Source organism: Brucella pseudogrignonensis (assembly GCF_032190615.1).
In the GTDB taxonomy this organism is placed as follows: Bacteria; Pseudomonadota; Alphaproteobacteria; order Rhizobiales; family Rhizobiaceae; genus Brucella; species Brucella pseudogrignonensis_B.
In genome coordinates this window covers 2,126,505-2,141,218 of sequence record NZ_JAVLAT010000001.1, presented here as the reverse complement: position 1 = coordinate 2,141,218, position 14,714 = coordinate 2,126,505, and the positions used below count along the sequence as shown (strand labels likewise).

The following is a 14,714-nucleotide window of genomic DNA, read 5'->3' as shown; positions in this document are numbered from 1 at the left end:
AATGAATATCAGTGCCGCACACAACACGAGCCTAGGCCCCGTCATGAGCCTTGAAGATTTGCGAGCTTTCATGAAGCGCGAGTTTCCGCAGCTTGATGAAAGTTTCGAGATTGTCTCTCTTGATAACGGATCAGCCACAATGCACCTACATGCAGATAATCAGCATCTGCGGCCAGGCGGTACAGTTTCCGGTCCCTCACTGTTTGCGCTTGCTGATGTCGCTGCCTATGCAGCAATTCTCGGCCATATCGGGCCTGTGGCGCTGGCAGTGACCACCAATCTTAATATCAATTTTTTGCGCAAGGCCAATCCCGGCACAGTGGAAGCTGTTGCAAGGATTCTGAAGCTTGGAAAGCGCCTCGCGGTGCTGGAGATAAGCATGATGAGCAGCGAAACCGGTGAACTTATTGCGCATGCGACCGCAACTTATTCCATTCCACCTCGTTAAAAACTACGGTATTATAATACCAATATTATAAGCCATTGTTTTTATTGCATTTTTAAAAGATTGATATAAAAACAACGCTTGACGGCTTGTCTTAGTTTGTGTATCGACCCGCCCAGACCATATGAAAGCTCGCTTTCGTGTGTTCTCACGGTCGGCTGTCATCAAGACAGGCAGAACCAAACAAGCAACAAGAAAAGCCCGGATCGCAAGGTCAGGGATTAGTCAAGGAAGACTTCAATGGCAACTTTTTCTCAGAAGCCAGCCGAAGTGGTGAAGAAGTGGATTCTGATCGACGCAGAAGGTCTCGTCGTCGGTCGTCTCGCATCACTCGTCGCCAATCGCCTGCGCGGTAAGCACAAAGCAACTTTCACTCCACACGTTGACGATGGCGACAATGTCATCATCATCAATGCTGACAAGGTTGTTCTTACCGGTAAGAAGTACACCGACAAGGTTTACTACTGGCACACTGGTCACCCAGGTGGCATCAAGGAACGTACTGCTCGCCAGATTCTCGAAGGCCGTTTCCCAGAACGCGTTCTTGAAAAGGCTATCGAGCGCATGATCCCACGCGGTCCTCTTGGCCGTCGCCAGATGAAAAACCTGCGCGTTTATGCAGGTGCAGAACATCAGCATGAAGCTCAGCAGCCAGAAGTTCTGGACGTTGCAGCGCTGAACCGCAAGAACAAAGGGAATGCATAATCATGGCTGAGCAGCTCAACTCGCTCGAAGAACTCGGCAGCGTAGCGTCGGCCTCCGCCGCAGCTCCAGTTCACGTCCAGAAGATCGACGCTCAGGGCCGCGCTTATGCGACCGGCAAGCGTAAAGACGCGATTGCTCGCGTTTGGGTCAAGCCAGGTTCCGGCAAGATCACTGTAAATGGCAAAGAATTTGCTGCGTATTTCGCACGTCCGGTTCTGCAGATGATCCTGCAGCAGCCAATTATCGCGTCAAACCGCGCTGGTCAGTTCGATGTTGTTGCTACCGTTGTTGGTGGTGGTCTTTCCGGTCAGGCCGGTGCTGTTCGTCACGGCATCTCCAAGGCACTCACCTACTACGAACCAGGCCTTCGCACGGTTCTTAAGAAGGGCGGCTTCCTTACCCGTGACAGCCGCGTTGTTGAACGTAAGAAGTACGGTAAGGCCAAGGCTCGCCGTTCGTTCCAGTTCTCGAAGCGTTAATATTTATCGCTTTGGAATTACAGAAAAGCGGACCTTCGGGTCCGCTTTTTTTGTTATGAGCTGTCTTAAAAAAAGCTGGAATTAGTCAATGTCATCACAACACTTCGCCCAAACACCACAACCACCCTACTTCGTTGTTTCGTTTTCGTCGCAGCGCTTGGGCGATGACGACGGCTATGGTGAAATGGCAGACCGCATGGCAAAACTTGCTGCTAAGCAGCCCGGCTATATTGGTGTTGAAAGTGCACGCGATGCAGAAGGCTTTGGCATCACCAATTCATTCTGGGTCGATGAAGACAGTATTCGCGCATGGAAGCGCGACGTCGATCATCTTTTGGCGCAAAAGCTCGGTCGTCAGCAATGGTATGAAACTTATTGCGTTCGCATTGCGCGTGTAGAACGTGCTTACGGTTTTGATGCGAAAACTGCATAAAGCAATCTCCCATTTTGCTTCATGAAGCGCTATGAGAGTTGTAACGCCATCCGGGAGACGGCCATGCCCTCAAAAACGATTGACCATGCTTTCACCGCTCGTAGCCTGACGAGTGCTGCCACTGACCCCACCCATGCGGGTGTATTGTCATTCATGCGGCGTGTTTACAGCAAGTCGCTAAAAGGCGCCGAAGCTGTTGTTTGGGGCATTCCGTTCGATGCGGCGGTCTCTAATCGTCCGGGCGCACGGTTTGGTCCGCAGGCCATTCGGCGTGCATCAGCAATTTTCGACAATGATCCGCAATATCCATTCGAGCGCGATCTGTTTGAAGACCTTGCTGTCATCGACTACGGTGATTGCCTGCTTGATTATGGCAATCATTATAAGACGCCAGCGACTATCGAGCGGGAAGCCGCAAAAGTCCTCAAATCAGATGCATTTTTGCTAACGCTTGGCGGCGATCATTTCGTGACGTGGCCCCTGCTCAAAGCTCATGCTGCAAAATATGGCCCGCTGGCGCTCGTTCAATTCGATGCACATCAGGATACGTGGTTCGACGATGGCAAACGCATCGATCACGGCTCTTTCGTCGCGCGTGCCGTTCGTGACGGGATTATCGACCCCGAACATTCGATCCAGGTCGGTATTCGCACACACGCGCCGGAAGATTGCGGCATCAAGATCATTTATGGTCACGAAGTCGAGGATATGTCGGCGCAGGCAATTGCTGACGAAATTCTCAAGCGTACCGCTGGCAAGAAGACCTATCTAACTTTCGACATTGATTGCCTCGACCCAGCCTTTGCGCCAGGAACAGGAACGCCTGTTGCCGGTGGCCCTTCGTCTGCGAAAATGCTTTCCGTGCTTCGTAAGCTCACTTCGCTTGATTTTGTGGGTGCGGACGTTGTTGAGGTTGCACCGGCTTATGATCATGCTGATATAACGGCAATCGCAGGTGCCACAATCGCAATGTATTATCTTGGATTGCTGGCTGAACAAAAAGCACGACGACGATAGATAAAGCTCAGAAACTGATTCAAGCAGCTGAAAAATCGATTCCGAATATTGATGTAACTTTCTGAAATTAAAGGCAAAGCGCATGAAACCGAAAATCTTCATCGACGGCGAACACGGCACAACTGGTCTGCAAATCCGCAGCCGCCTTGCCGAACGCGACGATCTTGAAGTGATTTCAATCCCGGAAGCCGAGCGCCGCAACAAGGATTTGCGCGCCGACTATCTGCGCGCCGCCGACATCGCAATTCTCTGTCTGCCAGATGATGCATCTAAAGAATCCGTCGCGCTGCTTGAAGGCCATAACGCAACACGGATTATCGATACATCAACCGCGCATCGCATTCATTCGGACTGGGCCTATGGTTTTGCAGAGCTTGCCAAAGGCCAGCGCGAGCGGATTGCGGAAGCACGTCTCGTTGCCAATCCCGGCTGCTATCCGACAGGTGCTATCGCATTGGTGCGCCCATTGCGCGATGCTGGTCTACTGGCTGCAGATTACCCGGTCAGCGTTAATGCCGTTTCGGGCTATACGGGTGGCGGCAAACAAATGATCGCGCAGATGGAAGATAAAAACCATCCAGAGCATCTGGCATCCAACAACTTTCTCTATGGTCTGCCGCTGCATCACAAGCATGTGCCGGAGCTGCAATTGCATGGCCGTCTGGATCGCCGTCCGATCTTTGCCCCAAGCGTGGGTCGTTTCCCGCAGGGTATGATTGTTCAGGTTCCGCTGTTTCTGACTGAACTTGAAGGCAATCCATCGCTCAAGGATATCCATGCAGCTCTGACCGCCCATTATGCCGATCAGGATATTGTGAAAGTGGTTCCGCTTGAAGAAAGCAGCAAGCTTTCGCGCGTTGATGTGGAAGAGCTTGCAGGCAAGGACGGCATGAAGCTATTTGTGTTTGGCACCGAAGGCGACAATCAAGTCAACCTCGTGGCTCTGCTCGACAATCTTGGCAAAGGCGCATCTGGTGCCGCGGTTCAAAACATGAACCTGATGCTTGGCAAATGATGGGATTTTAAATGAAAAGCCCGGCTTGAAGCCGGGCTTTTTTTATTCCTGATAAGCGCCCTTGGTTGCACGCCAGTGGGCGACAGCAAAGGCCAGAACCATCAGTGCCACAAACTGATGTGTTAGCCCCAGATCAAGCGGCACGCTCATGAGAAGCGTAACAACGCCAATGGCAGCTTGCACGAGTATAAGCCCCAGCAGGACAATTGTGCGACGCGCATGAGTGGTTCCTGCCGCATGTTTCCAGACCTGCACCAAATGCAGGATGGCCAAAACAACGACTGTATAAGCAAACATGCGATGCACGAATTGCACCGTTTTCGGGTTTTCAAACAGATTGATCCACCACGGCGACTGAATGAACAAATCGGACGGGATGATCGCACCATCCATCAATGGCCATGTATTATAGGTCAGGCCCGCATGAAGACCCGCGACCAGCCCGCCAAGATAAATCTGTACAAGCACGGCAAATACCAGGCATCCTGCGAAACGCTGGATCGCGCGCTCTGCGGGTCGTTCGGTATATTTCACCAAACCGCGCGCAATATAAAATACAGCGGTAATAATTAGGCAGGCAGTCGTCAAATGGATTGCAAGGCGATACTGGCTAACGCTCGTGCGCTCGCTTAAGCCCGAAGCCACCATCCACCAGCCGATAGCGCCCTGAAAACCGCCCAATGCGAGAAGTCCGAGCATACGATATTTCAGTGTCGTGTTAAGACGGCCAGTCAGCCAGAAGAAAGCAAGCGGAATAGCGACCAGAAAGCCCACGAAACGGGCCAGCATACGATGCGCCCATTCCCACCAGAAAATCGACTGGAAGGCTTCCAGTGACATGCCTTTGTTAATCTGCTGATATTGTGGAATCTGCCGATATTTATCGAACTCCTCCAGCCATTCGGCATGGTTGAGCGGCGGAATAACGCCATGGATTGGCTTCCATTCGGTGATCGACAGGCCTGAGCCCGTCATGCGGGTTGCACCACCAACCATGACAATCGCAATCAGCACGACAAAAACTGCGTAGAGCCAATAGCGGATCAGCCGACGATTACTATCTTCTGCCGATCGCGTTGCACCCTGCCCTTCTTGTCGAACCGAAACTGCCGCCATGCCATTTTATCCTTCAATATCATATAAGGGGATACATGCCGCATAGGTGGGGCAGTTACAAGACAAGTTCACGCGACAAGCCGACGCGTTTTCGCTTCCTTTGCTTGTCCTCACGCGTTAGTGAGAAATGGAAAGAGGGAGAAAGACATGCCCGTTCGGCTCAAAAAACTCATAGGTACATTTTTACTTGTAGCCCTTGTGATCATCTATGCAGTTTTTGCGACGATAATCGCTGTTGCACAGCTGGCGGAGTCACCGGCATGGGTGCATCTGCTTTATTTCTTCTTAACCGGACTGCTCTGGGTTTTGCCTGCGATGGCAATCATCTGGTGGATGGCGCAGTCGCCACGCCAGAAGCGTCATTGATGCGTTGACCGAGGCATATTGACGTGACCGACACTGCAAAAGCCTGTCTTACGCCGCATATCATAGCGGATTATGCAGAGCTTTGTGCGCTATGGTCGTCATGCGATGCATTATACGGTAATGCGCAATCTTTCGACTGGATCAACACATGGCTCGATCACGTTAATACGGATAGTTTTGTTGCAGTGTTGTGCATGGGCGATGTTCCGGTTTTAATGGCGCCGCTTGAACCCGTTATTGTCAGTGGCACGCATATTCTGCGTTATCCCGGTGGCACCCACGCAAATTGCAACTTCCCATGGCTCAATCGTTCTCTGGCACACACGATAGACGATGCCAGTGTCTATGCTCTGGTTGTCGCAATTGGCGATGCAAAGCCTGAAACAGATGTTATCAGTCTCACGAGACAATTGCCTTCACTCTCGGGATTTTCTAATCCACTGCTGCGTCTAAAAAGTGAGAAGAACCATAATCCGGTGCTGACGGCATCACTCGATGCGGGTTTCGACGCGGTTCTCAAGCATGGCAATGCCAAGCGCAAACTGAAAAAGCATCGGCAACACGAACGTCGTTACAACGAAAATGGTGGGTGGCGCATCTATACGCCCGGCAGCCGTGGTGAGTCTGACAAGATACTCGATATCTTCTTTACGCTTAAGGCACATCGTTTCCGGCAAATGGGTATCAATAACCCTTTTGCAGATTCTGCCATTCAGGCTTTTTTCAAAGAGCTTTTTGGAAATGCCATTGGCCGTGACAAAAGAGAGTTCGAGCTTAAAGCCCTTGAGGTCGATGGCAAAACTCGCTCGATTATCGGCAAAGTATTTTCAGAAAACGGCCCAACAGTTGAGTTCAACGCGATTGCTGACGATGAACTGGTAACAGCCAGCCCCGGCGAATTTCTATTCTTCGAAGATATTAAGGGTATTTGTGATACAGGCTTATCACATTACAGTTTTGGTATTGGTGATGAACCTTATAAGCGTGAATGGTGCGATATCGAGGCTTGCGTGTACGACACCATTATTCCACTCACATTAAAAGGGCGGGCCTTTACAGTATTGCAATCCGCTCGGAAAAAGCTGGCTGCAAAGATCAAGGGAAACCCGCGCCTGTGGCAGTTGGTAAAACGTTTACGAAGCAAAGTGGCGGGACGCTGATTATTTAATTTAAGCAGTTGCGAATTTGATTCACCGTGAGGCGCTAAGCCTCTAATTAGGAATCGAAATCAGAAGAGCGCATATTCGGGCTTTTCCATTAGAATAATAACGTCTTCATAGCCGCCCTGATCCATATCGAGCGCTGCTGCAACCACGCCATTATCGTCGGGGTCAACGATATTCATAACGATTGCAGCCGGACCGTCCGCAATGCGCCGTATCTGACGTGACGTAGAAGGACCGCACTCGACCACAACAAAGTCATAGACGGTTTCCAGCGCATCCAGAATATAAGGCAAGCGTTCAGCCGAACGCATCGCGCTCTCAGGCTCTACCTTACCAAGCGGCATGATATGCGCCTGCGAAAAATGGTCTGTATGGATAACATCGTTGAAACGACGCTCGCCCGAGAGAAGCTCGGTGATACCCGTATCGTTGCTACTTTCAAGCATAGCCTGACCAAGAGTGCCGTGGGCAGTCATATCGATAAGGATTGCGCGGTTACCCCTATCTGCCAGTTCACGGACCAATCGCACCGTCGATGCAGAGGCTTCCTCTCCCTCTGGTGAAACCGCAATCACGCGCTTCAACTTTCCATTTATAAGACGATCAGCAACGCTTTTTACGCTATTGGGACTATCTGGAACTTGTGCCTCATTTTCTTCCGAACTGATCGGAGCGCCCGACATGAACGGCGACGTCCAGCGACTTGCAGACCGACCTTCAGACGCAACCTCCTCTTCTGAAGGCTGTTCAAAGGCCATATCCGTCGTAGCCTCGATCACTGGCATTTCGATCTCTTCTGCGGCGGCATATCGCCTTCCATCGGCTGTTATGAAAGCACGACCACTGAACAGTTCACGCAACAACACGAAGATCGAAAAGATGAGCAATCCCGCAACAAAGGTTGCGCTGACGATTGGCAGTACCTTTGGATAATAAGGCTCACTGGGTGCATCAGCACGCGAGAATATCCGTGCATCTGCTGGCACATAATTGCGAAATGTGCGCGAGGCAGCTTCGCGATAACGGGTCAAATAGGTTTCAAGAAGCTGCCGCTGTGCTGTCGCTTCACGCTCGAGCGCACGCAGTTCAACCTCTTGCGTACCAGCCTGCGCTGCTTGCGCCTTCACGCGATTAAGTTCGCGATTGAGTTCTTCCTCACGCAGTTTCGCAGCATTCACCTCATTGTTGAGGCTTGTCAGTAACTTGCTGCCCTCGGCACCAATCTGCCGGTCAAGGTCAGCAAGCTGTGAACGCAGAGCTTTGATGCGTGGGTGGCCTTCAAGCAGCGTTACCGACAAGTCAGCAATCTGCGAATTAAGTTCAATGCGACGCTCCGCAAGTCGCTGCATCATTCCCGAAGCGACAACATCGGGCAAAGTATCAACAGAAATACCTGCCGACAGTGCTTGCCGAACGCTTTGCGCTCGCGCTTCTGACGCTGCGCGGCTTGCCCGAACACGTGAAAGCTCCGACGCAACCTCTGAAAGCTGCTGAGTTGCAATAGTGCTATTTGCCTGCCCGGTCAAAAGCCCTTGTGAGGCGCGGTAATCAGCAACCTTCTTTTCAGCTTCTCGAACCTTACCGCGTAAATCTTCAATTTCTGGCGCAAGCCAGCCAGTCGCATCGTCATTCGACTGGAGTTTTGCAGCTTCTTGTAACGCGATGTAAGCGTCAGCAACTGCATTTGCTATGTCTGCCGCTTCCCGCGCGTCGGGCGATGTATATTGCACAACAATCACGCGGGAACCGGTAACGTTAAAAACTTGCAAATTCTGACGCAGCTTTTGAAGTACGAGTTCTTGCGGTGTCAGGTTTTCAGGATTGTTGCGCATGCCAAGGAGAATCAAGACACGCGTCCAGGGCTTTATATTTATTGAGGTAAATGCCGGATTGTCTGTCAGCTTAAGCTTATCGGAGACCTGCTTGAGCAGATCGCCAGAAGTCATAACCTCGACCTGACTTTTCACGCCCTCCGGATCCATCATCGGGCGTTCAGCTGTGGTTTCACCGTTAGGACGTGTAAAAACGGATTCACGCGATTCAATCAGAATGCGGGTTTCTGCACGATAATCAGGAGTAATCAGCAAACAAAGAAGCCAGGCCAGCACCGCCATAATGGCAGCGCCACCCAAAATCAAAAGCCAGTTACGGCGCAAGCTCGTAAAAAGTGCACCAATATCAATATCAGCGTCACTCGACTGACTATCGACTTCAGACATCCGACACTCCGTCCGATACTCAGCATGTGCGGTTTCTGATCAACCACCCTCGCCTTCTAACGGCTTCAATCCCAATTTCATTTAGAATGGTAAACGAACAAGGTAACCAGAGGGTTAAATTGCATACCATTCGTAACTTCATGTACCGGGAAAGATTTTTCATAAGAACTCGCGTTCTTTACCAGCCATTAACCTTAATCAATCGATAACATCATCTATCAACATTTGGGTGTTCGCATCTGAATAGCTGAATTTGGCAAGGCTTTTCGGAAGAGACCGAGGCGAAGATGACTATGCAGAAAACTCATAAAAAGCGCATAAGCCGTTTGGCTTTTGTTGCGCTCGGCCTTGCGGCAATGACGCTTTCCGCATGCTCCAGCTATCGCCCTGCTCCTGACGCTTTTCATGCCGCGCTTAACGAGCCCTATTTACTCAATGCGGGCGATCGTGTACGCATTACAGTGTTTGAACAGGCAAGCCTCACCAACAGTTACTCCGTCGATCAATCCGGCTATATTGCATTTCCACTCATCGGCAGTGTTCCGGCCAGCGGCAAAACCGTTAAACAGCTTGAAGGTGCAATCGCGTCCAAGCTTCGCGGCGGCTATTTGCGCGATCCTGACGTAAGTGTTGAAGTGGATCGCTATCGCCCGATCTTCATCATGGGCGAAGTCGGTGGTGCAGGCCAGTATTCCTATGTTCCCGGCATGACCGTGCAGAAAGCAATTGCTGCGGCTGGTGGTTTCAGCCCACGCGCCAATCAGGAAAATGTCGATGTTACGCGAACAATTAACGACAAAGTTATCACAGGCCGCGTTCTGATTTCTGATCCGATTTTGCCGGGCGACACGGTTTATGTGCGCGAACGTCTGTTCTGATGGCGATCAATGTCAGATGAAAAGAACATGGCTCCCTTACGGATTGTCCATTGTTTTCGGGAGCCGACGGGCGGTCTTTTCCGTCATGTCCGCGATCTCATCCGCGTTCAGACTGCCAATGGGCATGAAGTCGGGATCCTTTGTGACGCCACAACCGGCGGACCGCGTGAGGATGCACTTCTCGAAGAATTACGGCCTCAGCTATCGCTTGGGATTCATCGCATTACAATGCAAAGGCATATCGGCTTTGGCGACGTCAGAGCAGCATACAAAGCCTATCGCATTATTAAGAAATTGCAGCCGGACATATTACACGGACATGGCGCCAAAGGCGGCGTTTATGCGCGTCTGTTCGGTTCAGTCTTACGGGTTTTTAAGTCTCGCGTAGCCCGTATCTATTCACCGCATGGCGGCAGCCTGCATTTTGACCGAAAAACGCGCAAAGGCAGTGTCGTTTTTCTGGCCGAAAAAATGCTGGCACCGCTCAGCGATGCCATCCTGTTCGTTTCCAACTTCGAGAAGCGAACCTATGAAGACAAGGTCGGCAGGCCATATGATCTTCATGCGGTCATCTATAATGGCTTGGCGGATGCCGAGTTTGTTCATACGCCACTAGCTGATAACGCGACCGATCTGCTTTTTGTCGGCACCATGCGCGATTTGAAAGGTCCAGACCTGCTAATCCGGGCGCTTGCCGAACTCCGGGACAATCATGGAAAGCGCCTGACACTCACTATGATCGGTGACGGGGCCGAAAAGCAGGATTTTGTCGCACTCGCCAACGACCTTAATCTCAACAAGCAGATCCGCTTTCTGCCGGGAATGGCCGCGCGCGAAGCGTTTCCACTCGGCCGCATCATGGTTATACCGTCGCGTGCAGAGGCGTTTCCCTATATCGTTCTTGAGGCTCTCGCCGCAGGCAAGCCGGTCATCGCCAGCAATGTTGGTGGAATACCAGAAATCTTCGGCAAAGCTAGCACTGCACTCATGCGACCTGACGTAACCCATCTCAAAGATAAGCTTCTATCAGTTCTCAACGATGAAAATATTTTTCGAGCTTCCATGCCTGACGCAGCGCGCTTGCACGAGCGATTTAGCCTACATGCAATGGCACAATCTATAGAATTGATTTACCGTGAGGCACGTTCCTGACAATCTCTTTGCCATCAGCATCTTTTAATCAGAATTTCCTTAGGATTTGCCATTAAGATAGTCTGGCACTTTGATTATTAGGGGTAAAACCGTGCGGGATAACGATACGCCTTCTCCAGTCGAAACAGAAGGAAACAATGTCAGCGGCACGAATCGTTCCAAACAAAAAGAACACGTCGAGTTAAACCCTATGGCGCGCCAGATGGCTGCGCAGTATGCGCGTGACAACCTGTCGCCAAGCATGCTGAGCGGTGTCATTCGCCTCATTGAGTTTGGTATTGTCTTTCTGACAGGCGCAATAAGCCTGTCATATTATGTCAGCTTTCAGACGCCGCATCTTGTTTATTATTTCCTCATCATGCTCGTTGGCGGCGGCCTGTTTGTGCTGTTGATGGAAATCAACAATGGCTATCAAATTAACATCCTGCGCAGCCCAAGCCGTCATCTCAAACGAGTCATCATCAGTTGGGCAACGGTGCTCGGTGCCGTTGCTGTCACAGGCTTCTTGCTCAAGGTTTCATCTGACTTTTCGCGCGCCTGGTTTTTGATCTGGGCTTTAAGCGGCCTGATTATCCTAATCATATCAAGATTGTTTGTGTCCTGGAGAATACGCCGCTGGGCACGCAATGGCATTTTAGAGCGCCGCGCGGTCATTGTGGGCGGCGGACCAAATGCTGAAGCCTTGATCCGCTCGCTGGAACAACAATCTGATAACGACATTCGCATTTGCGGTATCTTCGATGACCGCGATGACAAGCGATCGCCTCCGATCGTTGCGGGTTATCCTAAGCTCGGAAATATCAAAGAGCTGATCGAGTTTGCACGCATTGCACGCATCGACATGCTTATCGTCTCACTGCCGATCAGTGCGGAAGAACGCATTCTGACGATCCTCAACAAGCTCTGGGTATTGCCAGTCGATATTCGTTTGTCTGCGGTCAACAGTCACCTTCGTTTCCGCCCACGTGCCTACTCCTACATCGGCACAGTGCCTATGCTCGACATTTTTGATAAACCAATCAATGACTGGGATTCAGTCGCTAAACGCATTTTCGATATTGTCTTCAGTCTGCTCGGTATCGTCTTGCTCTCGCCGATCATGTTGGCAACTGCGATTGCCATTAAACTCGATAGCAAAGGCCCCGTTCTGTTCAAGCAAAAGCGCCATGGCTTTAACAACGAAGTCATCAATGTCTGGAAGTTCCGCTCGATGTATACCGACCAGAATGATCCGACAGCACGCAACGCAGTGACGAAAAATGATCCGCGCGTGACGAAAGTCGGCCGTTTCATTCGCAAAGCTTCTATTGATGAGCTACCGCAGTTTTTCAATTCGTTGACGGGTTCACTGTCACTTGTCGGTCCTCGCCCACATGCAATTGCAGCGCACTCGCACAATGTCCTCTATAATGAGGTTGTTGATGGCTATTTTGCACGCCATCGCGTCAAACCGGGCGTCACCGGATGGGCACAGATCAATGGCTGGCGCGGTGAAATCGATAATGACGACAAAATCCGCATGCGCACCGAATATGATCTCTATTATATTGAAAACTGGTCGCTTTGGTTTGATCTTAAAATACTCTTCCTCACGCCAGTTCGGCTCCTGAATACGGAAAACGCTTATTGAGTTCGCTCGCACATAGCTCCGGCGGCGTTTCAGAAACGCGTCGTCTGTTGCCTGCACATAGCGTTGCAGGCAAACGTGCGCTCAACAGGATAATCAGTAATTTCGGCATTGGCTTAGGTGTTTTTCTGCTCGGCTTCGTAATGAGCGAGCCAGCGCCTTATGAAATCTATATGGTCGGGCTTATTTCGGTAGCCCTGCTTTTCGGAATGCGACTGACGCGCACCAGCATGGTTCTATTGGCTCTTCTGACAGCTTTTAATTTTGGTGGCATGTTATCGGTCATGCAAATGGCCGATACGAAAAATGCACCACTCTATATTGCTGTTTCGCTGTTTCTGGCTTTCACAGCGGTGTTCTATGCCGCAATCATTGAAGCAGACTATCGACGGCTAAACACAATCTTCAATGCCTATCTTCTGGTTGCATTCATTTCGTCAGCACTTGGCATTGCAGGCTATCTCAACCTCTTTCCGGGGGCCGACATCTTCACGCGTTATGGCCGCGCAAAGGGTGCTTTTCAGGATCCCAATGTTTACGCACCTTTTTTGATACTGCCATTTTCATGGTGCCTATATCGTATCATGCGCGGCAATCCACGTGATCTGTTGGCATATATCCCACTCTGCTGCTTTCTGACGCTTGGTATTCTTGTATCGTTTTCGCGTGCCGCATGGGCAATGGCTCCCCTCTCCTTTCTTTGCATTTTTGCGGTTCTGTTTCTTCAAAGCGAAAGCAACAAGCTTCGATTGCGGCTGGTAGTTATCGGCACCCTCGCTGTTGTAATGATCATCTTTGCAATCTTGCTGCTGCTGCAAATTCCAGACGTCAGAACATTCTTCTTTGAACGTGCTCAGCTTGAACAGAGTTATGATAGCGAGCGTCTTGGGCGGTTCGCGCGGCACTGGCTTGGCATGTGGCTCGCTACCGAACATCCTTTGGGAATTGGGCCGCTCGAATTCGCACCTTTATTTGGCGAGGATACTCATAATACATGGCTGAAAGCTGTTCTCGAATACGGCTGGATAGGCTTTGTGAGTTTCATCACGCTCACCGTCTTATCATTGGCAATTGGTTTCAAACTTCTATTTAGAAATCGCCCGTGGCAACCTTATTTACTTTGTGCCTATGCGACCTATCTCGGTCACGTGCTTATCAGCAACGTGATCGACATCGATCACTGGCGGCACTTTTATTTATTGTTCGGAATTATATGGGGCTGTGCAGGGCTAGAATATAAATACCAGTTAAAAAATCATCAGCCCTACAGAGACCTACAGTGCAACTCCTGATTTATACCGCCGCAGCCTTATTTGAAATCGCAGGGTGTTTTTCCTTTTGGGCATGGCTTAAGCTCGACAAATCCCCCTTATGGCTTATTCCCGGTGTTATCTGCCTTGCCCTGTTTGCTTATTTACTCACACTGATCGAAAGCGATGCAGCTGGCCGCGCTTATGCGGCCTATGGAGGCATTTACATCGTTGCTTCTATTTTATGGATATGGGCAGCTGAAGGAATGCGCCCTGACCGCTGGGACATTATTGGTGCGACTGTTGCGTTGGCAGGGACTTGCATCATTCTATTCATGCCACGCACTTAAAACAGAAGCGACCCGAAGGTCGCTTCATCACACAAGGACTTAAGTTCGAGCATAACTATTTTACAATATGCCAAACACCGCCTTTGCCATCACCGGACATATCGCCCGGCTTTTTATCGTCATGATAAAAATAAAGTGGCTTACCCTTGTAGGCCCACATATTTTTGCCGTCACTGGCTTTAACTATTGAAAAATCGCCTTCAGGCTTCGCGGATTTTTCCGCATAAAATGCAGGCCACATCTTCAGACACTTTGCATCGCACGCCGACTTACCCGACATATCCTTATCAAAGGTGTAAAGTGTTATTCCTTTGGGATTCACGAGCATTTTCTCTGACGACATCCCGCCCATCATGGCAGGTTCTGCGGCTAAAGCAGATAAAGAGGTGAAGCCCAATATTGCAAGCGAAGCGAGTATTGTTTTCACGACAATTCCTCCTGAGTAAGATACTGATACGAAAAGTGCTCAGCACTTGTCCCCGCACGATAGAGAATG

The 14,714-nt window shown here is 50.5% G+C and carries 16 protein-coding genes; 13 read left to right on the top strand and 3 right to left on the bottom strand.

The features are described 5' to 3' along the window. Position 1: 1 nt before the first annotated feature. From RI570_RS10390 to argC, 6 genes are all read left to right on the top strand, one after another. The gene (locus RI570_RS10390) at positions 2–448 is read left to right on the top strand and encodes a PaaI family thioesterase (RefSeq protein WP_313828339.1); all 447 of its coding nucleotides are present in this window, start codon (positions 2–4) and stop codon (positions 446–448) included. A 237-nt stretch (positions 449–685) separates the two neighbouring features. Continuing rightward, positions 686–1,150 (top strand): 50S ribosomal protein L13, encoded by a 465-nt coding sequence (gene rplM / locus RI570_RS10385; protein ID WP_007874511.1) that lies wholly within the window; start codon positions 686–688, stop codon positions 1,148–1,150. Positions 1,151–1,152: 2 nt separating this feature from the next. Continuing rightward, positions 1,153–1,629, top strand: a complete 477-nt coding sequence (rpsI, locus tag RI570_RS10380) for a 30S ribosomal protein S9 (protein ID WP_250039637.1) — start codon at positions 1,153–1,155, stop codon at positions 1,627–1,629. An 88-nt stretch (positions 1,630–1,717) separates the two neighbouring features. Further along, positions 1,718–2,062, top strand: a complete 345-nt coding sequence (locus tag RI570_RS10375) for an antibiotic biosynthesis monooxygenase (protein WP_313828338.1) — start codon at positions 1,718–1,720, stop codon at positions 2,060–2,062. A 63-nt stretch (positions 2,063–2,125) separates the two neighbouring features. Then, complete coding sequence (speB, locus tag RI570_RS10370; protein ID WP_313828337.1) at positions 2,126–3,079, top strand: agmatinase; 954 nt, start codon at positions 2,126–2,128, stop codon at positions 3,077–3,079. Between the two features lie 82 nt (positions 3,080–3,161). Continuing rightward, on the top strand, positions 3,162–4,094 hold the full coding sequence (argC, locus tag RI570_RS10365; protein WP_313828336.1) for an N-acetyl-gamma-glutamyl-phosphate reductase: 933 nt from the start codon (positions 3,162–3,164) through the stop codon (positions 4,092–4,094). A gap of 42 nt (positions 4,095–4,136) precedes the next feature. Here argC and RI570_RS10360 read toward each other — a convergent pair whose 3' ends face one another. Then, positions 4,137–5,210 (bottom strand): COX15/CtaA family protein, encoded by a 1,074-nt coding sequence (locus tag RI570_RS10360; RefSeq protein ID WP_313828335.1) that lies wholly within the window; start codon positions 5,208–5,210, stop codon positions 4,137–4,139. Positions 5,211–5,357: 147 nt separating this feature from the next. On the opposite strand from RI570_RS10360, the gene RI570_RS10355 reads away from it, so the two are divergent. After that, on the top strand, positions 5,358–5,576 hold the full coding sequence (locus tag RI570_RS10355) for a DUF2842 domain-containing protein (protein ID WP_313828334.1): 219 nt from the start codon (positions 5,358–5,360) through the stop codon (positions 5,574–5,576). Between the two features lie 23 nt (positions 5,577–5,599). Next, positions 5,600–6,736: a GNAT family N-acetyltransferase gene (locus RI570_RS10350; protein WP_313828333.1), complete on the top strand. Its 1,137-nt coding sequence runs from the start codon at positions 5,600–5,602 to the stop codon at positions 6,734–6,736. Positions 6,737–6,804: 68 nt separating this feature from the next. Here the strand turns inward: RI570_RS10350 and RI570_RS10345 are convergent, their stop codons facing one another. Then, entirely contained in the window at positions 6,805–8,961 is a 2,157-nt protein-coding gene (locus RI570_RS10345) for an exopolysaccharide transport family protein (protein WP_313828332.1), read from the bottom strand. Between the two features lie 293 nt (positions 8,962–9,254). Here RI570_RS10345 and RI570_RS10340 point away from each other — a divergent pair, with 293 nt between their 5' ends. From RI570_RS10340 to RI570_RS10320, 5 genes are all read left to right on the top strand, one after another. Continuing rightward, positions 9,255–9,839, top strand: coding sequence for a polysaccharide biosynthesis/export family protein (locus RI570_RS10340; protein ID WP_313828331.1), 585 nt, complete (start codon positions 9,255–9,257; stop codon positions 9,837–9,839). 9 nt (positions 9,840–9,848) lie between these two features. Then, positions 9,849–10,991 carry a glycosyltransferase gene (locus tag RI570_RS10335; protein WP_313828330.1) on the top strand — a complete coding sequence of 381 codons (1,143 nt, stop codon included), beginning with the start codon at positions 9,849–9,851 and terminating at the stop codon, positions 10,989–10,991. Between the two features lie 91 nt (positions 10,992–11,082). Next, positions 11,083–12,621 (top strand): undecaprenyl-phosphate glucose phosphotransferase, encoded by a 1,539-nt coding sequence (locus RI570_RS10330; protein ID WP_313828329.1) that lies wholly within the window; start codon positions 11,083–11,085, stop codon positions 12,619–12,621. Next, positions 12,618–13,910 carry an O-antigen ligase family protein gene (locus RI570_RS10325; protein ID WP_409558636.1) on the top strand — a complete coding sequence of 431 codons (1,293 nt, stop codon included), beginning with the start codon at positions 12,618–12,620 and terminating at the stop codon, positions 13,908–13,910. Before RI570_RS10330 ends, RI570_RS10325 begins: the two co-directional genes overlap by 4 nt. After that, positions 13,898–14,218: a YnfA family protein gene (locus tag RI570_RS10320; protein WP_313828328.1), complete on the top strand. Its 321-nt coding sequence runs from the start codon at positions 13,898–13,900 to the stop codon at positions 14,216–14,218. The genes RI570_RS10325 and RI570_RS10320 overlap by 13 nt, the downstream gene beginning before the upstream one ends. Positions 14,219–14,273: 55 nt before the next feature. Here RI570_RS10320 and RI570_RS10315 read toward each other — a convergent pair whose 3' ends face one another. Continuing rightward, the gene (locus tag RI570_RS10315; protein ID WP_313828327.1) at positions 14,274–14,645 is read right to left on the bottom strand and encodes a hypothetical protein; all 372 of its coding nucleotides are present in this window, start codon (positions 14,643–14,645) and stop codon (positions 14,274–14,276) included. Positions 14,646–14,714: the final 69 nt, after the last annotated feature.